The following is a 22,402-nucleotide window of genomic DNA, read 5'->3' as shown; positions in this document are numbered from 1 at the left end:
ACATTCCCTAAAGGGAAGTCGTTTAAATCCAGGCTCCTTTTAGGGTTGTGGTAAAACTGAATTTCAATTGATTAACAAACGCACAACTCTTCTGCCTACTAATTATTAATAATGGCTTCAATATTTGCCCTGTCGTTAATATCAGGAAACTTTCTTAATATTTTCCTTGCCAGATCCTTAGCTTCTTTCCTTTGTCCATATTTCACACGTAAATTCAGCAAGGCTATATAATAATTTTGATCTTCCGGATTGATCTCAATGGCAGACTGCAAATATTTAACAGCTTGCTCTCTATCTTTCCTAAAATCGTACATCATGGCTACATTGTAGAAAATGCGTGGATTATCAGGAGATAATTTACTTGCCTTTAGCAGATACTCCATTGACTCATCATATCGTTGACGCTCCGATAAGAATAAGGCATAGGTAAACATGCTTGCACCATCGTTGGGAACATGTTTCAGGTAATCTTTCAATAAAATTTCTGCCTTTTTGTGCTCTCCTTTGTTGTTGTATAAAATTGCCAAATTGATTTTTACAGGATGCAGTAATTCATCTTGCTCAATGGCTCTTTCATAGAATTCCTCAGCCTTATCAGTCTGATTGCTATTGTAATAGAAATTTGCCAAATTAAATTTTCCTGAAGGGAAATCAGCATTGTATTCCAATGTTTCCAAATACTCTTTGGTCGCTTTTTTTAGCTGTTCGTGATATTTCTGAGGAATTTGATCTTTGGCAATCGCACTCAGTTTTGTTGCACTCGCCACTCGAATTGCTTTGGAAGGATCGCCAAGCATTTCCAGAACCTTATTGAATGATTGCTGGTCATCCATCTGAAGGTTTTGAATGGCGTTGTATCGAATATGACCATTGAAATTATTTAAGGCCTCGAACAAAATCTCTTTGCTTTGAGATTGATAATTGGCTCCGAGCAATTGAATTGCCGTGGCACGAATAATTTCAGGGTACACTTCATCATTATAGATGTGTACCAAACCATTAAAACCTTCCTGACTGCCTGTTTGCGCTTCTTTAAATACGGTTCCGTATTGTGCAGGACGACTGATCCCGTGCCATTTGTTTACGTAATCAATGGCCCATTTAGTTGATTTATCAGCATGGCACTGGTTACACGCATTCGGAGTTCCCAGCTTTTCCGTTAAGTCTGGTCGTGGAATTCTAAAACTGTGGTCGTTTCGGTAATCTGGTCCCATATAAAAACGTGCCGGCATGTGACAGTTGATACATCTTGTTCCTTCTCCAACTTCGAATTTAACGCCATCGTCAGCAATTACGGCCTTACCAATTTCCCCTTTCGATTTATGAAAATGATGATTGTAAGTATCGTAATCATCAGCGCGATGACATTGAGTACACAACCTGTTATCTTCAAACAAACGTTTTGTACTGTGAACATTGTGACAATCGTTGCACTTTACATCACGCATGTACATTTTACTCTGAGTGAATGATCCGTACACATAATCTTCATCCAAGATCTGACCATCAATAAAATAGTCTTCTCCTGTTGGCAAATCCGGAATGGTGTGATTGTAAAGATCTGCAGAGTGATGGTAATCGGATAAAGACCCTCGACGAGAATGACAACGCACGCAAAGATCAACATACTCCTTATTGTCAATTCCACTGGTTTTAACCACCAAGCCAAAATTGTTATCCGTTTCACGGGCATATTCAGCCTTGTTGGCCCACTCAAGGTGTTTGGAAGCTGGTCCGTGGCAAGCTTCGCAGCTCACATCTATTTCGCTCCACGTTGTGTGATAGGTATCGGTTTTAGAATCGTATCCTTTTACCAAATTGGTAGAATGACAATCTGCACACATCCCATTCCAGTTTTGAGCCTGGTTGGTCCAATGCAACCAATTGTCATGTTTGATGATTTCATCTTTGTACACGGCATTGGCCATATGATACCAAACACTATCCTTCGAATTCCATGTTAATGGCAAACACTGAAATCTTCCTTTGTCGAATTCAACCAAATATTGCTGTAATGGATAATATCCAAATACGTATTTAATTTCAAACTCCTGCAATGTACCATCTTCTCCATCTGTTAAAGCAAAAAAACGATTGTTCTTCTTGTACAACTTATGGGTCATTCCATTGTACTCAACTGTTTTATTGCTAAAATCTCCCAATACGGTAGAGTCATTGGCATGATCCATTGCCTTGTCGTGGTCAGACCCTACCCAATCGTTGTATTCGTTTAAATGACACTCAATACAAGTTTCCCGTCCTACATAAGTAGCTTCATGTGAAACATTCTGCTCACTGCCATAGGTTTTAAGCAGCAGATACATTGGAATCGAAAGTAATGCTACCAGTATAGCTAAAAAACTAATTCGTTCTGTTCTTTTTCGATTTTCCATTATGCGTAGGTTAACTGCGATTTGTTATAACTTGATCTTTTCACCGGCTTTCTGGTATCTACCAATATTTCCCCCTTTTCAATGCTTATAGGAAAAATATCTAAAGGTCGTGTAGCGGGTGCCGATAGTACTTCCCCAAATTTATTAAACTGTGAAGCATGACACGGACAATTAAATCCTCCGGTTTTAGAATTTGCATTTACCACACATCCCAGGTGTGTGCATTTTACCGACATGGCCAGAAATCCACCATCCTCAAATCTCTTCAGAAAAAATTGGCCAGTAGAAAATGGATATAGTCTATTTTTTTCGAATGAATCAGCTTTTCCTGCATTAAACAAATCTTTGGAAGAAGAAGTATCAATTTTATTTACTCCATCTTTCAGCAAAAATATTGCTTCTATCGATGCTGCAACTATTAATATGCGTTTTATGAATTTCCTTCGGTTCAGTTTCATCAGTCTCTCTATTCAAAAATTAAAATACCAGTTGCATTCCTTCCCCTCTTAGCAGTAGTGAAATGATTAACATGCATACATAAGACGATAACAAAATGCTGGTACACGCCATGATCATTTCAGTATTATTGGCCTTATGTTTTTTATACCAAAACAGCAAATATCCCGCAAGGGGTAAAATATACAGTAAAAATGGAATTACACCGGTACTTACTACACCAGGCAAACCGGAAAACCAAATATCGAAATGCAAGAAGTGATCTAAAGCATAGATTAATATGAAGGTAAATACAAAGCCAATTACACTTGATTGAATACTCATTTTCTTGCCAAGTGAAGAATTAAACCAAACTCCAATGTTTACATTCTTGTATCGAAAGTAAGGCAGGCCAAAAAAGAACAAGGCCACAGAAAATGGTACTATTACAGCACCAAAAAAAGGATGCAAATGCAATAGAAGTTCTTGAGCGCCCAAAAAGTACCAGGGTGCTTTACTTGGGTTAGGACTTTTTAAGGGATTGGCTTGTTCCAATAAGGGTGCTTCATAAAAGACCGATACGACAAATAATCCCCCAATTACAATACTGGCAAGCATGATCTCTTTCCACAATAGATTTGGAATAACATCTACAGTCTTTTTTTCTTCCGTTTTGGGCAATGCAACACCGCCAGCTTTACGCACCAGCCAGAAATGCACACTCATTAAAATCACAAAAAGCAAAGGAATAATTCCGGTATGCAGTGTATAGAAATTAATTAAGGTGTTGCCATCAACAGACTTGCTTCCACGTAGCAGGTATGCCAGCGAATCACCAATTAAAGGGATGTATTCTACAATTTGAGTAATTACAGTTACTGCCCAATAGGCCAATTGATCCCAAGGCAAAAGGTAGCCTGTAAAACTTGAGGCCAATACCAAGAAGAAGAGCAATAAGCCATAGGTCCAGTTTTCTGCTCTTTTCTGAAAAATACTTTGTGAGTAGTATACTCGAATCAAATGCAAAAAAGAGACAAGAACCATCAGTTTTGCCGATAGGTGATGTAAGTTTCGAATGAACTGTCCAAGCAAAGTATTGTCTCTAATTCCAATAATGGAATCATAAGCATGTTCTACTGTAGGGATGTAAGAAAACCTAAGAATTAAGCCGCTTAATGATATGATCACAAATAGCAAGGCAAGTATTCCTCCCAATCCAAATGTTCTGTTGAATTTTATCGCTCTGCTATCAATTTTATTTGGATGAAGATGTAGTATAAACCTCTCAAGAGATGAAGGGATTCTCTGCCCATTTTCCTTATTCGCCATTACTAAAACCTGCTTTTGATGTAAGGATACAAAGAAAGCGAAAATGCATTGAATGTGAAAAAAAGAAACAAAGCACTCTTTGAATAGGAATTACTTGTTGAAAGTTTGACACTGCCTGGATTTATTCCAGGCATATGCCATTAAAATGCGATTCATTGACATTTTCAAAAACCACACCCCATTGGAATTTTCATCAATTAGTTAAAAATATTCCAGGTAAAAAAAACGCTCTTCACCAAGGTAAAGAGCGTTTTTAATGGTTCAAGAGAACCTATATCAGTTGTATGTTATCCAAATAAACGGAAGCCTTTCTTTTTCTTCGACCTACCATTTTTGTTCCTTCCCTGTATTCCTTCGTAGATTTCACCCCAATCGGGTAAACCGCCATAGTTCATGTCATCGATGTACATGTCGGCTTTGATTTTACGGCTGATGCTCTCATCGAAAATCTCTTCCGGGTAGTTCTTGTTGATGGCGTAAAATTCCAAACCTTTGGAACGGCAATATGCTACGGCTTCGTCCAGCTCCCGGCCAGCACGATAGGTCCACAAAATCAACCTGTGTCCCTCTTCCTGCAATAGTTTAAGGGTTGATGTGGCAAAAGGAATCTCCTTCCCCAGTTTGGGATATTTTTGTTCTACTATGGTTCCGTCGAAATCTACTGCTATAATCATAAATAAAGTCTAAAAGTTGAATGGTCGAATAGTTTAATCCCGAAGCCTCGGGACCAGCATCCCGAATCATCGGGAGGAAGTAGAAAAGTAGAAAAGTGGAAAAGTATAATCCCGAATCCCCACCTCCTCATTATTCATTATTCATTATTCATTACTAATTATTCATTGCTAACTGCTAAAGTAGAAAAGTTAAATCCCGAAGCCTCGGGACCAGCATCCCTAATCATCGGGAGGAAGTTAAAGAACCAACTCCCAACCCCCACCTCTTCATTGTTTACTGATAACTGCTAACTGTTTACTGATAACTGCTAACTGTTTACTGATAACTGTTTACTGTATTAGTTTTTTGAGAATTTTGATAGCAATCTCTTACGCCAGTTGTGGTTCCCATGATCTTCGTCGTAGTAACCATTGCCATAGCCATAGCTGCCATAGTTGTTGCCATAGCCATAACCATTGTAAACGGCATCATTCAACACAATACCAATCTGAGAGATGCTCTCCTTTTCTGCCACCTGGTTGATGTATTTGATTTGGTTTTTGTTGGAATATCCCTGACGCAAAACGAACAGGTTGGCATCGGCATGTTTACCGGTTAAAATACCATCCGTAACCAAAGTTACAGGAGCATTATCCAATACGATATAATCAAACTCTTTCCTGGCTTCTTCAATGAATTTTCCAAATTCCTCATTACCTAACAATTCAGCAGGGTTTGGCGGAATAGGTCCTGAATTTACAAAGGATAGATTATTGATTTCTGTTTTGTGAACAATCTCTTTTAGTGTATGGTGACCAATTAGATATGTTGATAAACCAGATTTGTTGTCCACATTAAAAACCTTGTGTAAACGAGGTTTACGAAGGTCGCAACCCACCAACAATACTTTTTTGCTGTCCATGGCAATAATGGTTGCCAGGTTAACAGAATTGAATGTCTTTCCTTCTCCTGGAATCATGGAGTGAAGAGCCAGTACTTTACAATCCTTTTGTTGTTTGAACATGTATTGCAAATTGGTACGCAATCCCCGGAAGGATTCAGCGATACCCGAACGCGGATGCTTTACAATGGCCAATTCCGATTGGTAACTGTTGTGAGCAATCTCTCCCATAATTGGCAATTTGCTCTCCTTTTCAATGTCTTCTTTCGATTTGATGCTATCATTAAAATAGTCCCCAATTACAATGATTAAGAATGGCAATGCCAGCCCAAAAATCAATCCTACCATTAAGTTCAAAGCAGTTTTAGGACCTACTTTCTTTGCTGTTCTTACACGGGCAGGATCCAATACCCTGGCATCAGAAATGTTCGATGCAGTGGTAATGGCCGCTTCCGCTCTTTTCTTCAAAAGGAAAGTGTACAGCTCATTGTTCAAATCGAAACTTCGCTTGATGTTCACCATCTGTTGCTGAGTTTCGGGTAATGAAGCCAGCTGCATACTCACTTCGTCCATTTTTCTTTGTAGTGCCTTGAATTCTGTTTCCGTATTGTGCAATAAGTTTTTCACATTCTCTTCCAATACAGAAAGTGTATTTTTAATCTCCTCATTCAATAGAATCAAACTTGGATTCTTCTCTTTGGCAATTTGAGAAAGTGTAGTTTTACGAGAGTACAATTCTCCCAGCTTTACAATTTGAGCATTCAAAGCTGCATCGGCAATTCCCATAAAAGAAGGAGCTACAATCTTATCCATGCTTTCTGCATCATTCATATAGCTTAGCAGATTTTTGTAATACTCTACCTTCAATTTTATGGCTGTTTCCTGTGCATCCAATTCCGAAATTTTCTCAGAAACCATTTCTGCCTCCTTGCTCAAATCAATGGTTTTGTTTTTGGTACGAAAATCTGTAAAATTCTTACCTGCAGTTTTTAAGGAATCCACAATTCCACTTAGTTGATCATCTATAAAACGAACCGTATTCAAGGAAGTTTTGTTTTTTTGTTGCAAACCAAACTGCATGTACACTTTTGTTAGTTCGTTCAGATAATCTACCTGGCGAGCAGGTTTATTCCCTTGTATTTTTAATTGGATGAGATCTGATTTTTTATCTACAAGACTAACATTAAGTCGTCTTACATAACTCAACGCAAGACCTTCAATTTCGTTAAATACAAAATAATACTTGCCCGAAGGATTTTGCTTTTTCTTGTTAATGGTGAAAGAGAAGTATTCATTCTCAAATAATTTTCCAAATTGTCCATTGCCTGAAAACTCAATCTCTTTTATGCCCCCTTTTGAATATACTTTTCCATTTGCACTAATGTTATAGCTATTTTCACTCTCAGGAACAATATAAATCTCCAAGCCTGTTGGATTGATGATTCCTGTCGGAATCACAACTTCAAAAGGAGCATCCTTATACAAATCACTATCCAAAACAGTACCTTCCTTATACCAAGTAGTATTCCACTCCAGATTTTTCAGAGTTTGCAAGTTAATGGTATACGATTTTAAGATCCCTACATGGTTCTGAATATTGGTTTTACTCCCCAAATCCATGCCTTCAAACAGGTTCTCTACGCCCATTCCTTTCGATTCCTCCTCAACCAACACAACAGATTGGACATCGTAAACCTCTTTCGAATATTTGCTGATGGTGTATCCCAGTGCGATTCCCAAAAATCCACATAGCACAAACCAGTGCCATTTGGAAAGTAAACGATATAAAAAATCTTTGATGTTGGTTCCTTCTTCCATTTCGAAGAATTCCATCATTTCGTTCATGTTGTTGTTCATAGAGATAATGTATATTTCATGCCCGCACAGAGGCGGTTATTTTTTAATAAAGGTTTAGGGTTAAAAAGTGGAAAAGTTAAAGAGTAGAAGAGTAGAAGAGTAGAAGAGTAGAAGAGTATAAAAGTATAATTCGCTTAATAGTTCATGGATTTTTTTAGTTTAACTATACTTCCTGCTAGTAATTTACATTCGTTTCGCAATGCTTCAGCGTTTTCCTTCTCAATGTACTCCATATCTTCAGCCAGATAAAGCATGCTACGCACTTCGCCACATGACGATTTTGCAATGTCTAAAAAGCGTTTAAATTCGGAATTAGACTTTCTCTCAAATCCTTCAGCGATATTATTCATGACAGAAACTGCAGCCCGCTGAATCTGATCTTTAAACCCATAATCCCTGCAAATTTTGAACTGATTGTAGATATCATTAACAAGCTTTCGGGATTCCTGCCAAATCATTAAATCCTCAAAATATTTAACTGTAGCCATTTTTTCCGTTTTAACTTTTCTACTCTTCTACTCTTTAACTTTTCTACTTTTTAACCCTTATACTTTTTAACTTTTATACTTTTTAACTTTTGTACTTTTCTACTTTTATACTTTCCTACAACACATTCAAAATCAAAATCAGTGTCGAAATCGTAGACAGGAACAAGGTATACATTGGTGAATTCAATTTCACGTTCTTGTATTTGTCTGGTTCTACATAGACTACATCATTGGGCTGCAGGAAAAATGCATCTGAGGATAAGAATTTCTTGTTGGTTAAATCCAAACGATAGGTTTTTGCTCCCTTATCGGTGGTTCTCATCACCAATACTTTCTGGATTCTACCGTAATCGGTAATTCCATTGGCCATCGATATTCCGTCCAGAACGGTCATATTGTTGTTGTAATTGTAATACACTCCTGCCTTTTTCACCTCTCCCAGAACCGTAATTTTAAAACTCAAGAGTTTTACTTTTACGCTAGCATCCTTTATATATTCGTCTGCCCGAAGCTGAATGGCTTCCCTGGCCTGGTTTAAAGTTTTCCCGGCAACTCCTACCTTACCAATTACAGGCAGGCTTATGTCTCCTGACAAATCCACAAGAAAACCATTCAAATACTGAGAAGAAGGTTCTCCGAAGTTTTGCTGTGTACCTCCACTAGCCCCAGCGGTTTTGGTAGGATTGAACATAGCATTCACCTCGGGACTCATGGACTGGATGTCCACATACAAATTGTCGTTGGTTTTGATCACATATTCTGCAATGGTTCCAGGCATGCCTTCCAGCAATTCTTCATCACTGGTATTGTTCAAATAAACCAAATCCTTGCTGGTTTTACAGGATGAGAAAAATAATCCTGCCATCAAGAGAATAAAAAGGAATTGTTTGTTCATGTTTATTGTACTATAAATGTAAGTCTGCAAAAATAGGAAAAGTAAAGTAAGAATTATTAATAAATAGTTAAAAAGTCCAATGTCTAAAATCAATCCCTCTTCGCGTAAAGCCAGGGCGGAAAAGGAAGGTCCAAAAGTCTTGAAAAGTGAAGAGGTAAAAATGTGGAAACGTGAACACTTTTTAAAATCATAATAATCACAAAAGCCTTAACAATCTGCGACTTAAAAACTCAACCATCCAACTTCCAAAATCGACCTATCTATATAATCCTTATCAATTACTCAATGTTTACTGATAACTGATCCCTATGCTAAGCTGCCTTCCTTCTCCTTACCCATCCAAAAGGAAAAACAAATCGAATTACTCTTCTTCTTTTAGCCATATGAATTACCCACATGGTTAAGACTATTGCAAAACCAATAACTGCTGCAAACAAAATTTCCGAATGCCAATCTCTACCAAAATAACAAAGAACTACAAAAGCAATATTGCCAAATATAATTCTAAAACTGGCACCTTTGTGAGTGAACCCTGCTCGCAACAACAAATGATGAATGTGCGATTTGTCGGCATGGAAGGGAGATCGCTTGCGGGAAATGCGAACCATCATCACTCGAATTACATCAAATAATGGTACAATCAAAATTCCAAAGGCAACTGCCGGTGATGCTCCAATCTGCCATTTCAGATTTTCCGCTCCATTTAGCTGTATAAATTTCATCACAAAATAGCCCAAAACCAAGCCAACTATCATGGAACCCGTATCACCCATAAACAGTTTATTTCTCCTGCTGTATACATTAAAATAAAAGAAACTGCACAGGGCTCCCATTAAAGAGACTCCTATTAATGACTGGGTATAAAAACCATTAATCACAAACCATATTGTAAAACTTCCGGAACAAACCAAACCGACACCCGATGCCAATCCATCAATTCCGTCTATTAAATTGTAGGCATTGATAATTACCACCATGGCAAATACACTTATCAATAGACTAATGGGATAGTAAATTTCATGCAAGCCCAAAAAACCATGAAAATGATCCAAGCGAACATCGGCAAAGTAGACCATAATCAAGCTGACCACTACCTGGCCCGCCAACTTCTTTACAGGATCCAGAACCAATACATCATCCTTTATCCCAAAGAAAAAGAGGATGACCATACCGCCCATTAAACAATGGAAATCATTTGTATCTGTGCCATTCCCAAAAAAGTTCATGCCGAGCATAAGGCTGGCAAACAGAGCAACCCCTCCCAAGTTAGGCACCCATCCAGAATGAGAACTACGAGCAATTGACTCTGCACAAAGGTTTTTTGCCCTCGCAACCGTTACGATAGAGGGAATACTTAAGTAGGATGACATCCACGAAATTAGAAAGGCAAATGCCAAAAATAGAATATCTTCATGTGATAACATGATTAGAAAAGTTTTGTGGTTTAAATCGTAAATAAGGTTAGGTATTGGAGAATTAATCCAATAGTAAGATTGTATAAAGTACTTTAAAATACCTTACTGTATGAGGCTACAAGAATACCAATCAATTATTTATTGAGTAATAAATGATTGGATTCTTTTTATTATGAATAGATAAATCGTTTTATAATTTTCCTAAAATCAATTTCCAGGTAAATTTTACCAAATGCCATTGACGGAAAATTCGAATGGGCTGCTTTACCAAACGATAGGCCCACTCTAAATTATTTTTCACATACCAATGAGGTGCCCTTTTCACATTTTCAGTATATACATCAAAGCTGCCCCCCAAACCTTGATAAACAGCTGAATGAATCTTCTGCATATCTCGTATCAATAACTCCTGTTTAGGAGATCCCATTGCCACAAAAACAATGTCTGGCTTTTTTGCTGCCACATCTTTAATAAGGTCTTCACGTTCTTTTTCTGATTGCAAATATCCATTACGAAAACCAACAATATTAATCCCATGAAATTGTTTCTTTACTTGATCGATCGTTTGTATTATTACCTCTTGTTTTCCTCCAATTAGGTAAAAACTTTTTTCATAGTAATAGTATTTAACGACATCCAACCAAAGCTCACAACCTGGTATTTTAATCACATCTTTCAATCCCTTTTTTTTCAATGCCCAAACGGCACCCATTCCATCAGAATAACCAATATTCCGGTTAATTAATGATCGTGTTAAATCATTTGCATGCAAAATCTTTTCTGCATTAACAGCTATTAATGCTTTTTTTTGATCTCCTGCGAGCTTGATCAAAGATTCACGATCTGAGAATCCGAATGTTTTTACATCATTTAATGATCTGTAATTCATAATAAAAGTAGGTCTGAATATGATAAAAGATTACACAAAAAGGTTATCAATTATTTTGATTTGAATCCATTTTATTATTGTAATCAAATTATCTATAGTGAAGTTTTTTTAATTCCTGTCTAAAATATAGAAAGACATGGCGTAAAACATGAAGGCATTACTCCAACGCATGTAAGAAATTTTAGAACTGACACCTTTTTTTAACTGGTAATAGAAATAACCTTTCTTATCCTGCATGTTTTCAATGGTCCAATCCAAAACCTTATCCGCCAATTCCTGGTATTCTTTCATCTTTCCAAGTCTTGATAATGTAACCAGCAATTGACCAGGACAGTGAATATCTATTGGATAGGTCTTGTTGTGATAATATTTTGGTGTACCGTCATCCTCAAAAAAATTCTGAATATAGAACTGAAAACCTCTTTTAATATTTCCCTCAAAAGAACGGTCTCCGGTACACTTCTGGTAAGTAATTAAAGCATCCAAATTGTACCCAGTATGGAAACTATCTATCCAATTTTGGACAGGGAGTTCACCATAAACCCAAGAGCCATCTTCTTGTTGCGCATTGATACATGCCAAAACCGATTCTCGAGCTGCTTCAACAAACCGTTTCTGCTTAGAATATTGGTAACAAAGCGCCAGTGTTTTACTTCCTAACAGAGAGGCATTATACACAGTATCGTTTCCCTTCAAAGGAGAATAGGAAAAAAGAAAACCTTCCCGTTTTCGACTTCTATTTAAATCATTCAGGATAAATTCTGCACTTGACAAAGCAGTTTCTTTATATTTCCTGTTTCCTGTAACTTGGTATGCCTCAAGCAAAGCTTGCACCACAAATGAGGTGGCTACAACTGTTGGGGTATTTTTAGGAAATAAAAACAACCTTCGTGCTTGCCAATCGAAATTGTAGCCCCAACAAGCTCCTGAATAACCTGAAGAAACTTTCTCTAATAACAAATCGGCTAAAAATCGAATCTTCTCCTCAACTTCTACCTTTTGTATATCCAATTCTGAATAGGTATTCGCTTTGTACAAATTACAATATCCTTGAAGAAACAATCCCAATCCCTTGCAATTGTATTCTTTAGGAACCATAAATAGTTTTCGAAAATTAATAGGGCTCCTCTTAAAGCCTTGTATCATGATTAAACGACACAAGGCTGATTTTTTTAATGGAAGTGCTTGAAAAATTTTAGAGTTGAGACCGTCGTAAGGATCCCAACCTTTGAAATTTTGATTTTTACAATATGATTCTAAACTAACAAAGCTATTAGCAAAATAATTTTTCATACTCTTCATCAATTTTTTTAACAGAAACACTTGCAAGAAAATTGTTGCTCACGAAGTTTGAATTATATGTAGAAATAGCGGTATTTGGTATTTTCTCAATTAATTTCGATAAATATAGTCTATATTCCTCAACCTTATTACTAGACAAAATATAACCCATTTTTTCATTCTTAAAAAAATCAGGTAATGCTCCAACGGAATTACACACTATAGGTAATCCAAATCCCATGGCTTCAATTACAGATGTGGGCATTCCTTCATATTCAGAAGGAAATAAATACATATCAGCCTCACTATAACATTTCCCTTTTTCCTCACCCTTCACATATCCCTTAAATTCAACATCCTGAACCTGCTCCTTATCTACTCTTTTTTGTAGTGCCTCTAATTCACTACCTATACCTGCAATAATTAGCACAGTCTGTGGGTAATCTTTTTTTATCAACTTAAAAACATCTAAAGCTTTATGAATCCCTTTGTTTTTCGAAATAGTAGATAAAAATAAAATTCTAATTTTATCATCTGCGTTTAATTCTTTAGGCTTGAATGTTAATAAGGTATTATCAATAAAAGTATTGCCAAGACTTGTAACATTTTCAAATCCTTTTTCTATAAATTTATCCTGAAACGAAGAAGCCAGAAACTTTATATGATCCGCCTTAAAAAGGGTTCTTTTTAAAAACTTATTGTATTGATCCAATAAAAATTCATTATCTGGATTCCAACCATGCCAATGCACAAATACTTTTTTTTTAAATAATTTTGCAATCCAAATAAAAATAGCGTCTCTACGAATAGCATTCTTTCCTAAGGATGGATTAACATGAACGACATCTATTTTTTTAAATGCCAGTGTGAAGAAAAAACGAACAAAATCCCAAATGGTATAGACTATTTGTTGAATGGCATTTGCAGATTTCCCTATGGAAGTTAAATAGAATGCAACAAGGTCATTTTTACTATAATCAAACAACATCCTATTAAACTCAGAAACTCCACCTGCAACCGAAAACTTTGGAGTAAGCACCAATACTTTTACTATCATAAATTCTTAATAACGCTGCTTTTTTAATACAAATTGTTTGTACAAAAACATTAAATATTCTATCCACTTATTTTTATAAAAAACCCACTCTCCATTATATTGTACTTTCCGTCCTCGAGAGGCGTTTTTAAATGTATATACAGAATCTGTAGCATGATTACTTGGAGGAATTCTACCAAAGTCATAAGCTAAAAACCCCTCACTTGAAAGTTTTTTAAATATTTCATCATAAAGCACATATGACGAATTATTACTTCTTGAAGCTATACTATTCACTCTATAAATTGAATAACAATGCAAATTGTAGTGATAAAAGATTTGAGCAGAAAGTACAATGTCATCCTTCTTTGCATAAAACATTCTAATATTATCACTTCTGATCAATCTATAAATAGCCTCTGAGTCCAACGAATATTTTAATTTTTTTTGTTTTTTAGTGTCCTCAAATAACCTAACAAAAAGAATCGCGTCCTCTTTAGTAGGATTTAATATTTCTTCAACAATAACTCCTGCCTCTTTAGATTTTTTAACATTTCTTTTCCAATTCGAATCATAATTAAAGGAAGTAGCTAGGTTTAAATCTATGGATAGAGGACTTTTAGATAGTGCTAAAGGTCTTATAAAACCAGCTCGCCTAAAGCCAACTTCATATTCAACATCATACTCTGAAATGGAATCAATTTCAAAACCAATAAAGTCATGCTCAAGTAAAGAAAGCAATCGTTTCCTTATTGTTTTTTCTGTAAAATTTGATTTTATCAATGGAGTATCAATAATTAAAATATTTTTTGTGGAAAAAGGAACTTTTATTTTCTTACCAAAAAACATAATCATTGGATCTATTTCATTATCAACAAAAAAAAGAATTTCCTCTCTTCCTAAAGATAAATACTCATACCAATCTTTGGATTGACTATATGGTATTTGCAAAAATTTAGACTGAATTTCAAAATAACGAGCCTGTGATACTTTAATCATAATATTACTAATCAAACAAGAATATTCTATTTAAAATTTTTAAAAAAGTTATTTTATTTTCAACAATAAATCCGGATTTTAACTGTGATTTAAATGCGGGAATATTATCATTTAATACAATAACTATTGCCTTTTTCTTTTTTAATTCATATAATTTAAATAGTCTATATAAGTTCATTTTAGAATGATATTTTTTCCCTCTATAGTCTGGATGGCAATATGCATCTTGTAACAGTCCCTCATCTGCTCTAAAGGGAAACCTTTTAAAAAATCTAGTAGGAAATTGCAATTCTGCAGTATTTATCCAACAAGAATAAACCAACATATCATTTTTTATAATTCCAAATGCCCAATATTTTCCTGATTCAAATCGAGATTTTATTAACTCAAACTTTGACGCAGTAAAATCATTTGGATCACCTTTCTCAAAATCTGATAATGAAAGTTCCTCCACATCAGAAAAATCGAATTTTTCCATTTTACGATTTATCTCATCAATATCTATTCTGTTGACCATTAAATAATACGATTCGTAATCTATGCCTATTCGTCTTAATAAAAATTTCAAACTTCTACTGCAACTACTTTTTAAACCATATTGCTTAAATTTTGCCTTAATATTCATTTATCCTTATTTAAAAATAATTTTAACAATAGTACTCCAATTGAATCTGATGCATTCACTCCAATTCTTTTAATTCGTAAAAATGAATCATTCTTTTGGTTAAAACCTTTGTCTGTAGTATAAGAAATTTTAATTCCTGATTCAAACATCAGTTCATCACAATCATTATCATATAGACCATTAGGGTAAGCAAATTGTGAAACTGTTTTATTAATTTTTTCTGAAATAATTTTAATAGAAGACTGTAATTCCTTTTTCCTATTAATAGAATTTAAAAATAGGATTGGAGAATGAGTGTGTGTGTGTGAACCAATAACATAGCCATTCTCTGCCAATTCTTTAATCTCATTCCAATTCATCATGAGGCGTTTGTCGGGAAACTCTTTACTCAATTCATCTATCTTTTCAATAAATTTTGAATTCATTTTTTTTCCTGCATTCAATTTTACCAGTTCTTTTTCAGCTTCAATGGCATCTAGTTTGTTCTTCGTAACTAGAAATCGAACCTTATCATGCCAAAGCCAAGAATTAGTATTAGGGACTGAACTTACAATAAAGAAAACTGCAGGAATCTTGTATTTTTTTAATATTGGGTAAGCAATATCATAATTGTCTTTATAACCATCATCAAAAGTCAATAGTATATTAATAATTCCTCGAGCAGTATTTTTACAATAAAATTCTTCAGGATAACAAAATTGAAAATGCTTTTTTAGAAAACAGACTTGCTTTTCAAAATTTCTTTCATAGCCTATTTCTAGTATATCACCACGATTTATTTTATAATTGTTGTATCTTGAGAAGTTATGATAGTTTAAAACAATATAATATCTTTTCTTACGAAGAAGGTACTTTATTATGTGTACTCCTCCAAAAAAAAATAAAAAGCTCCCAAGAACATTCTTTATAAGGAATATTAAAAGTTTTTTCAATCTTGACATTATAATATAGATAGCTTTTTTTGAATATATAAACTAATAAAGCGATGTCTTGGACTATTTATTAAAGCAAGAATAATAGCGAGGAAAAAAGTAATTTTAAGACTAACTGAAAAATCGGAAGAATAAAAGAAGTATGTATAAATAAAGATCATAAATAATAATCGCCTTAATATAGAATTAAAACTAGATTTAAAGTATGAATTATTCCTAAAAATAACAACTGTAAATATTAAAATTACTAGCAAAGCTGAAATCCAACCTGCGGATATAATATCGCGAGTTAACCCAACAACACCATATCCAATACCCAAACTCTCTTTAGTTTGCTCATTCTTTATTGAACCAAATCCTACACCAGTTAGAAAAAAATTTAAATTGCTTGATTTTACTATTATTTGTTTTGTCGTGTTAGATCGTCCAATTGTATTTCCATATTGATCTGTTGCTGATTCATATTCTTTTACATAGTTAATTGCATTAGAAATCACACCTAATGAATTTTCATTGCCTGATAGATCATTGTTTAATCCACGTGAATTCGTAATTCCAAAAATTAACACAGGAAAAAATAAAACACCTAAAATCGTCATTGTTATAAATTTTTTCTGAAAAAACGTTTTAGATATATTACGATCAATCGAAAACATAAAAGTTATCAAAATAAAAATCGGGATAATAAAATAAATTGTCCTTTTTCCACTTGAATATCCTACTAAAAACACACTAGCCATAATTAATAAATATATTAGGTATATTTTTTTAGAATAAAATCTACTATTGAGATATATTAATAATACAATAGACGATATAAATAATGGAAAAATAGTAGCCGTTGTTCCTCCCAAGCTTGCCATTAAGCCGACATAACCTTCAACTCTCTCCCCTAATATTAATAAGTTATATACAGCACCTATACCTTGTAATAAGATTAGAAAAATTGAAAATTTCAATAATTTCAACCAATTTCTTATACCTAAAGAATAGCAATATAATTGCGCAAAAATGAGATAAAAATATACAAAATAACGAATGTACAGAATCGTATCAATAACCGAATTTGAATTCAAAAGACCAACTAAAAATTCAAATCCCAAATAACAAACAATCAACGATAAACCTGGAACAGAAATGTTTATTCTAAAATTCCAGAATATGAATAAAACAATTGAAAAATCAACAACATATCCTACTATTGGTGTTAAAAAAAACAATCGTTCCCACATACCTTGGGTGAAAACTAAAAACATACTTACTAAAAGTAATGTAAACTTTTCCTTACTCATAAAGTGCCACAAAAATTAAAAAGGTTGGCAGCTTGTTTCTCCCAAGTATAGTTTTTAGTCACAAAATCTCTGGATTCGCTATAGAAATTATCATTATTTAAAAGCTTGTTATCTAAAATTTTCTGTATTGCTATTGTCATTTCCGCAATTGGATCATTGGTTGTAGAATTAAAATAAAAAACCAAATCAGAATTTTGTCCGAAAACATCAGTAAAACTTTCCATATTTGGAGCTAAAACCTTTTTCCCCATAGCCAAATATTCCATTAATTTTATTGGACTAGAAACTCTCCAAGCCATAAAATGAGGAAATGGTAGCACTGGAAGATCTGCATTTGCAATATATTGGGGAATCATCTCAAGTGGAACCGGAGGCAATAATTGACACCACGAACTTAAATTATTATTCTCAATATATTTTTCAATCTCTTTGTCCACAGCTATTCCAACTTGGACGAGTTCTATATTATATCCTTTTTTAACTAATTTTTCTGCTGCTTTAATTAAATTAAGATTACCTCTTGAAATAGAAATACCTCCATGATAGAAAAGAGTAAATTTTTCATTAGTCTTTTCCCTGTTGTAATGTATTGGATTAAATAAATCAATATCTACTCCTGAACTCCAATTCACACTCCTATAGTTTTTCAACCTATATTCACTCATGATGTATTCCTCCATGAATGGTGTTATAAAACTGAACCCATGAAAATGTTTTATTGCTATTTGAAACTGACTATGAAAAGATTTCATATCCTTCTCAAAAGTATGTACACCTGTAGGTGTAGTCCTAATATCAGTGATAAATTTATTCTGTTGTTTTAAAATTTTATTAAAAAAAACAGCTGGCAACATGTGTCTAATCAGGTCTTGATTAACCATTATTACACTGTTCTTCCGAAACAAAACAATTGAAATAGCTTTAAAAACAACCAACATCTGAAATTCAATAGCTTTAATAAATCTTTTCCTAAAAAAACCCAAATATTTAATATTTTTATTAAATCCAAAATACTTTTTCTTCTTTTCAAAAGTGCAATAGTAAAATGCTTCAATATTATTATTTAGTGCATACTTTATCGGTTCAATTTCCGTAGAATAATTGGTTACTCTATCCAATTGTTTGGCTTCTATCCAATGGAATTTATTCATATGATTTAAAATAATGATATTACTTTGTCTAAATTCTTCTCAATTGAATGATTTTCTATTGCATATTGGTATGCTTTGTTAGACATATCTTCCCGAAGAATTTTGTTTTCTACCAATAATTCTATTTTACTTGATAATTCTTCTATCGTAGGACAAATAAAACCAATTTGTTGATTAGAAATAATTTCGTCAGGATTTGAATTCATACTTAAAACAACCACCTTTCTCATCCAAGCTTGTACAAATGTATTTGAAAACCCTTCATAATCACTCGTATTAATTAAGATGTGACTTTCTAAAAGATACTTATTTACTTCAGGATTACTCATTTCACCAAGATATTTGAAACTTGATATTTTTTCTGCTCTATCAATCAACTCATTGTATACTTCATCTGATCGACCTATCATCGTAAAATTGATGTTGGGTATTTTTTCAAATTTTTCAACCAATTTAACATACAGTTCTGGACGTTTTATTTTTTTAAAGTTTGCAATCCAAATTATTTTTATAATCTCATTATCTTTTTTGATATTATCTTCTTTACAAAATTGAGTAGATTGATTTATTCTAATACCTGTTCTATTAAAGTATTTTCTGAGTAACTCCTGTTGTATTTTGTTTTGAGTCAATATGTATGTAGCATTATTGTAAGCCACACTAACCAATTTCTTTTCAAAAACGTCTAATGGTTTTAATAAAGAAACTTTACCTTGAACACGCATAAGGTCGCTGTCAGATGCTACTGCTAAAATATGATTTACACTTTGCTGTTTTGCATAATTCGCTGCAAAACCACTCCATGAAGAATATAGACGAGTGTATATAGCATCTGGTTGAATTTCATTAAACTTTTGGAAAATACTTTTTCTATAAAGAATCCATCCTTTCCCCAATTTATTTTTCCCTTTTATCCTTTTTAACGGATGCAATTTAAGCTTAGTTACATTTGAAATTTGCTTGCCATTGTCTTCATACATAAAGTGAACTTCATAATTTTTATCTTTTAGCATATTTACTAAATATGAAATTTGAAGTTCAGCTCCACCCATTGTCTGTTCCCAGTGAGCAGGATGTAGGATAAGTACTTTTTTCATTCTATTCCTGCTTGTTTTAAAAAATCATCAAATCCGTTAAAAATTGCCTTATGTTGTTTCTTATAGTCCTCATAGGCAGGCCCCATTTGAAATTTTATTGGCAATTCAGAGCATATATCTTCACCATTTAAGAATAATCCAAATTCTTCCCAAAAATCTTGAATAACAGGTCGACGATTAAACCTAGTCTGTATACTTCTAGCGTAATCAAAAGCTTCTTCAATACATTTTTCTTTTCTTTTTATATAATACTCTTCCAAATCACTTATTACCTTGGCAGGCGAACCAACAGCAACACTATTTGAAGGAATATCTTTTGTTACAATAGATCCATTCCCTATGATACAATTATCTCCAATTTTAACCCCTTTTAGAACTGTTACATTCCTACCAAACACCACATTATTACCTATAGTAACTCTTCCTGAAGATGGTATAAACTCATTATATTTCCTTCTAATTACATACGTTCCCCAATCATGGGTTATTAAATTGAAATATCCATTGAAACTAATGTTACTTCCAATTGTAACTAAACTTGGTCGGGTTATATCAATAGAAATCGTATTTAACTTTCCGTGAAATTTTATATCATCTCCTATTTCAATACCATTTTTTCTTAAGAAATTAATGTACCTTTTTTCACTAATACGTGATATACGGAGTTCTAGATTTTTTATTTTAGATTTAATCAGTCGCTTAAGCATTTTTATATTTTAAGATTTGAGATTTTACGTTTTGAAAAATTTGAAAAAATAATTCATCCCTTGTAAGAACATAAATAAACAATAGACTTATTGAAAAAACACTTAACCATAATACTCCTGAAATATATAAATTTATCTCTACCAAATTTGTTGATATCATTGCAATTGTATATGCAATAAATGGTTTGTAAAATATTTTAAAGAATGTTATTAACTGTTTTTTTATTGTAAAGTCAATTATTCTTCCACAAAAATACATATCAATTACAACAGATATATAAGCAGCAGCAATTTGACCATACAGTATATTTACCAATGAAGATTTAGCGAAAATTATTAGCGCTACCAACTTTAAACCATTTCGAAAAAAAGTTAAATTTCTATAAATTTTTGAATTATTATGAATTTTAGCAATATTAGAATTTATTGTAACTAATGGGTAAATTAAAGCTATGAGCATAAAAAGTTGAAAAAATAATATTGAAGAAGTCCATTTTACTCCCAACAACAAAACAAACATAGGCTTTGCTATCCCAATAAACACTAATGTCATAACACTTTGTATCGTAACAAATTGAAAAAAAATATTGCGATACAAATTAATCTGTTTTGTATTGTCTTTTTCTTTTGCAATAATTGAATAACTAGTTGTTAAAACCACAGCATTTAACCCCTGTGTTGGAACTTCTTGCATTTTTTGTGCCTGCCTATAAAAGCCTAATGATGCAACAGGATGAAATTTTCCAATAATTACAGAATATAAATTATTTCCAAATTGATTGGTAATATATGATAGCATTAAATTAATTCCGAACCGATACATCTCTTTAAAACGATCAATTTTAAAACAGAAATATGGTCGCCACCTTTCTCTTACTAACAAGTAAAATATATTGGCTAAAGCAATAAAAATAGGTTGAAATGCTAATGCCCAATAACCATATCCATTTAATGCCATTAAATAAGTTAAGCTGATAGAAATAATACTTGAAACAAGTTGCATTTTTGCCAAAATATTAAATTTTAATTCTTTTCGGAGTGATGTTATAGCTGGTAATACAATACTTTTGAGCACTAGAGATAACGCTAAGATCCGTACAATTCCAATAAGTTCTTCATGTTTAAAAAAGTCTGATATCAAAGGGGCAGTTGTATAAATTATTAAATAGAATAACAATGAAGCACATAAATTAAATGTAGCAACTGTTCCAAAATCGTATTTATCTGAATTTTGTTTTCGAATTAGACTGTCTGCGAAACCAGATTCTGTAAAGTTCCATGCTAAGCCCATAATTATTGCTAACATAGCAATTAATCCATAGTCTTCTGGCATTAATACTCGAGCTATCAAAATATTACCAACAAATCCTAATGCCTGAGTTCCGAATTTGCCAATTGCTGACCAAATATAATGTTTAGAATTTGACATTATTTTCTTTTTTTCATTACGCGAGCTGGTACCCCTGCTACAATAGAGTATTCAGGTATATTTTTATTAACTACTGCACCTGCAGCAACAATACTACCTTTACCAACCGTAACTCCATCAAGTATTGAAACATTAGTGGCAATCCAAACATCATCTTCAATTGTAATACCTATGCATTCAGAACCTTGCTGTTTAATTAATTCATTTTTATTTTCATAGTTATGATTACTACCAACAATTACAACATTAGGAGCAATCGAACAAAATTTACCGATATTAACTTTATCTAAAATACTTGTATTTCTGTTTATAGTTGTTCCTTCACCAATATTAATATACTCCAATCCACGAATGAAAACATTCTCATGTATAAAAACATTATCTCCAATATTTATATTCTTTCCTTTAATATTGGTATAATCTCTTATACTTATATTCTCTCCTAGTTTTATTTGACCACTAAGCTTAACTTTTCTCCCGAATTTAATTTTATTAATATTACCAAATAACAAAAAGGATCTAAATCTACTTTTAAATCTTTCTAAAAGATATCTTAATTTATTTTCTATTCTAATTGATAACATCCCAGATAAATTT

At 33.3% G+C, this 22,402-nt stretch carries 20 protein-coding genes; all 20 read right to left on the bottom strand.

Annotation, left to right across the window (positions count from 1 at the left end; translation table 11 throughout):
* Positions 1–98: 98 nt before the first annotated feature.
* Complete coding sequence (locus NQ163_RS11660; RefSeq protein ID WP_268190497.1) at positions 99–2,393, bottom strand: multiheme c-type cytochrome; 2,295 nt, start codon at positions 2,391–2,393, stop codon at positions 99–101.
* Complete coding sequence (locus tag NQ163_RS11655) at positions 2,393–2,851, bottom strand: QcrA and Rieske domain-containing protein (protein WP_268190496.1); 459 nt, start codon at positions 2,849–2,851, stop codon at positions 2,393–2,395. The genes NQ163_RS11660 and NQ163_RS11655 overlap by 1 nt, the downstream gene beginning before the upstream one ends.
* Before the next feature lie 19 nt (positions 2,852–2,870).
* Positions 2,871–4,157, bottom strand: coding sequence for a cytochrome b N-terminal domain-containing protein (locus tag NQ163_RS11650; RefSeq protein ID WP_268190495.1), 1,287 nt, complete (start codon positions 4,155–4,157; stop codon positions 2,871–2,873).
* Positions 4,158–4,444: 287 nt separating this feature from the next.
* Entirely contained in the window at positions 4,445–4,831 is a 387-nt protein-coding gene (locus NQ163_RS11645; RefSeq protein WP_268190494.1) for a BT0820 family HAD-type phosphatase, read from the bottom strand.
* A gap of 338 nt (positions 4,832–5,169) precedes the next feature.
* The gene (locus NQ163_RS11640; protein ID WP_268190493.1) at positions 5,170–7,569 is read right to left on the bottom strand and encodes a GumC family protein; all 2,400 of its coding nucleotides are present in this window, start codon (positions 7,567–7,569) and stop codon (positions 5,170–5,172) included.
* Positions 7,570–7,703: 134 nt separating this feature from the next.
* Positions 7,704–8,057, bottom strand: coding sequence for a four helix bundle protein (locus NQ163_RS11635; RefSeq protein WP_268190492.1), 354 nt, complete (start codon positions 8,055–8,057; stop codon positions 7,704–7,706).
* Between the two features lie 115 nt (positions 8,058–8,172).
* Positions 8,173–8,952: a polysaccharide biosynthesis/export family protein gene (locus NQ163_RS11630; RefSeq protein WP_268190491.1), complete on the bottom strand. Its 780-nt coding sequence runs from the start codon at positions 8,950–8,952 to the stop codon at positions 8,173–8,175.
* A 311-nt stretch (positions 8,953–9,263) separates the two neighbouring features.
* Entirely contained in the window at positions 9,264–10,376 is a 1,113-nt protein-coding gene (locus NQ163_RS11625; RefSeq protein WP_268190490.1) for an MraY family glycosyltransferase, read from the bottom strand.
* A 181-nt stretch (positions 10,377–10,557) separates the two neighbouring features.
* Positions 10,558–11,256, bottom strand: coding sequence for a WecB/TagA/CpsF family glycosyltransferase (locus NQ163_RS11620; RefSeq protein ID WP_268190489.1), 699 nt, complete (start codon positions 11,254–11,256; stop codon positions 10,558–10,560).
* 108 nt (positions 11,257–11,364) lie between these two features.
* The gene (locus NQ163_RS11615) at positions 11,365–12,549 is read right to left on the bottom strand and encodes a hypothetical protein (protein WP_268190488.1); all 1,185 of its coding nucleotides are present in this window, start codon (positions 12,547–12,549) and stop codon (positions 11,365–11,367) included.
* On the bottom strand, positions 12,530–13,594 hold the full coding sequence (locus tag NQ163_RS11610) for a glycosyltransferase family 4 protein (RefSeq protein ID WP_268190487.1): 1,065 nt from the start codon (positions 13,592–13,594) through the stop codon (positions 12,530–12,532). The genes NQ163_RS11615 and NQ163_RS11610 overlap by 20 nt, the downstream gene beginning before the upstream one ends.
* Positions 13,595–13,600: 6 nt before the next feature.
* Positions 13,601–14,572 carry a GNAT family N-acetyltransferase gene (locus NQ163_RS11605; protein ID WP_268190486.1) on the bottom strand — a complete coding sequence of 324 codons (972 nt, stop codon included), beginning with the start codon at positions 14,570–14,572 and terminating at the stop codon, positions 13,601–13,603.
* A gap of 7 nt (positions 14,573–14,579) precedes the next feature.
* On the bottom strand, positions 14,580–15,197 hold the full coding sequence (locus tag NQ163_RS11600) for a hypothetical protein (RefSeq protein WP_268190485.1): 618 nt from the start codon (positions 15,195–15,197) through the stop codon (positions 14,580–14,582).
* Positions 15,194–16,129, bottom strand: coding sequence for a polysaccharide deacetylase family protein (locus NQ163_RS11595; RefSeq protein ID WP_268190484.1), 936 nt, complete (start codon positions 16,127–16,129; stop codon positions 15,194–15,196). The genes NQ163_RS11600 and NQ163_RS11595 overlap by 4 nt, the downstream gene beginning before the upstream one ends.
* Before the next feature lie 8 nt (positions 16,130–16,137).
* A complete protein-coding gene (locus NQ163_RS11590) occupies positions 16,138–17,421 on the bottom strand; it encodes an O-antigen polymerase (RefSeq protein WP_268190483.1) in 1,284 nt (427 codons plus the stop codon).
* Positions 17,418–18,572, bottom strand: a complete 1,155-nt coding sequence (locus NQ163_RS11585) for a glycosyltransferase (protein WP_268190482.1) — start codon at positions 18,570–18,572, stop codon at positions 17,418–17,420. The genes NQ163_RS11590 and NQ163_RS11585 overlap by 4 nt, the downstream gene beginning before the upstream one ends.
* A 5-nt stretch (positions 18,573–18,577) precedes the next feature.
* Positions 18,578–19,669, bottom strand: a complete 1,092-nt coding sequence (locus tag NQ163_RS11580; protein WP_268190481.1) for a glycosyltransferase family 4 protein — start codon at positions 19,667–19,669, stop codon at positions 18,578–18,580.
* The gene (locus NQ163_RS20755) at positions 19,666–20,376 is read right to left on the bottom strand and encodes an acyltransferase (RefSeq protein WP_326493327.1); all 711 of its coding nucleotides are present in this window, start codon (positions 20,374–20,376) and stop codon (positions 19,666–19,668) included. The genes NQ163_RS11580 and NQ163_RS20755 overlap by 4 nt, the downstream gene beginning before the upstream one ends.
* On the bottom strand, positions 20,369–21,805 hold the full coding sequence (locus NQ163_RS11570; protein WP_268190480.1) for a lipopolysaccharide biosynthesis protein: 1,437 nt from the start codon (positions 21,803–21,805) through the stop codon (positions 20,369–20,371). Before NQ163_RS11570 ends, NQ163_RS20755 begins: the two co-directional genes overlap by 8 nt.
* Positions 21,805–22,389 carry an acyltransferase gene (locus NQ163_RS11565; protein WP_268190479.1) on the bottom strand — a complete coding sequence of 195 codons (585 nt, stop codon included), beginning with the start codon at positions 22,387–22,389 and terminating at the stop codon, positions 21,805–21,807. Before NQ163_RS11565 ends, NQ163_RS11570 begins: the two co-directional genes overlap by 1 nt.
* Positions 22,390–22,402: the final 13 nt, after the last annotated feature.

Origin of the sequence: Marinifilum sp. D737, from assembly GCF_026672275.1 — a bacterium.
GTDB lineage: Bacteria > Bacteroidota > Bacteroidia > Bacteroidales > Marinifilaceae > Marinifilum.
The sequence above is the reverse complement of the archived record's forward strand: the minus strand, read 5'-3'. Positions and strand labels throughout refer to the sequence as shown.

What these genes read in the sequence shown, in the direction of transcription:
- NQ163_RS11655 (WP_268190496.1), bottom strand. Translation starts at nt 2,851, where the DNA reads ATGAAACTGAACCGAAGGAAATTCATAAAACGCATATTAATAGTTGCA.
- NQ163_RS11640 (WP_268190493.1), bottom strand. Translation starts at nt 7,569, where the DNA reads ATGAACAACAACATGAACGAAATGATGGAATTCTTCGAAATGGAAGAA.
- NQ163_RS20755 (WP_326493327.1), bottom strand. Translation starts at nt 20,376, where the DNA reads ATGCTTAAGCGACTGATTAAATCTAAAATAAAAAATCTAGAACTCCGT.
- NQ163_RS11585 (WP_268190482.1), bottom strand. Translation starts at nt 18,572, where the DNA reads ATGAATAAATTCCATTGGATAGAAGCCAAACAATTGGATAGAGTAACC.
- NQ163_RS11565 (WP_268190479.1), bottom strand. Translation starts at nt 22,389, where the DNA reads ATGTTATCAATTAGAATAGAAAATAAATTAAGATATCTTTTAGAAAGA.
- NQ163_RS11590 (WP_268190483.1), bottom strand. Translation starts at nt 17,421, where the DNA reads ATGAGTAAGGAAAAGTTTACATTACTTTTAGTAAGTATGTTTTTAGTT.
- NQ163_RS11645 (WP_268190494.1), bottom strand. Translation starts at nt 4,831, where the DNA reads ATGATTATAGCAGTAGATTTCGACGGAACCATAGTAGAACAAAAATAT.
- NQ163_RS11635 (WP_268190492.1), bottom strand. Translation starts at nt 8,057, where the DNA reads ATGGCTACAGTTAAATATTTTGAGGATTTAATGATTTGGCAGGAATCC.
- NQ163_RS11625 (WP_268190490.1), bottom strand. Translation starts at nt 10,376, where the DNA reads ATGTTATCACATGAAGATATTCTATTTTTGGCATTTGCCTTTCTAATT.
- NQ163_RS11610 (WP_268190487.1), bottom strand. Translation starts at nt 13,594, where the DNA reads ATGATAGTAAAAGTATTGGTGCTTACTCCAAAGTTTTCGGTTGCAGGT.
- NQ163_RS11660 (WP_268190497.1), bottom strand. Translation starts at nt 2,393, where the DNA reads ATGGAAAATCGAAAAAGAACAGAACGAATTAGTTTTTTAGCTATACTG.
- NQ163_RS11600 (WP_268190485.1), bottom strand. Translation starts at nt 15,197, where the DNA reads ATGAATATTAAGGCAAAATTTAAGCAATATGGTTTAAAAAGTAGTTGC.
- NQ163_RS11650 (WP_268190495.1), bottom strand. Translation starts at nt 4,157, where the DNA reads ATGGCGAATAAGGAAAATGGGCAGAGAATCCCTTCATCTCTTGAGAGG.
- NQ163_RS11615 (WP_268190488.1), bottom strand. Translation starts at nt 12,549, where the DNA reads ATGAAAAATTATTTTGCTAATAGCTTTGTTAGTTTAGAATCATATTGT.
- NQ163_RS11620 (WP_268190489.1), bottom strand. Translation starts at nt 11,256, where the DNA reads ATGAATTACAGATCATTAAATGATGTAAAAACATTCGGATTCTCAGAT.
- NQ163_RS11630 (WP_268190491.1), bottom strand. Translation starts at nt 8,952, where the DNA reads ATGAACAAACAATTCCTTTTTATTCTCTTGATGGCAGGATTATTTTTC.
- NQ163_RS11605 (WP_268190486.1), bottom strand. Translation starts at nt 14,572, where the DNA reads ATGATTAAAGTATCACAGGCTCGTTATTTTGAAATTCAGTCTAAATTT.
- NQ163_RS11570 (WP_268190480.1), bottom strand. Translation starts at nt 21,805, where the DNA reads ATGTCAAATTCTAAACATTATATTTGGTCAGCAATTGGCAAATTCGGA.
- NQ163_RS11580 (WP_268190481.1), bottom strand. Translation starts at nt 19,669, where the DNA reads ATGAAAAAAGTACTTATCCTACATCCTGCTCACTGGGAACAGACAATG.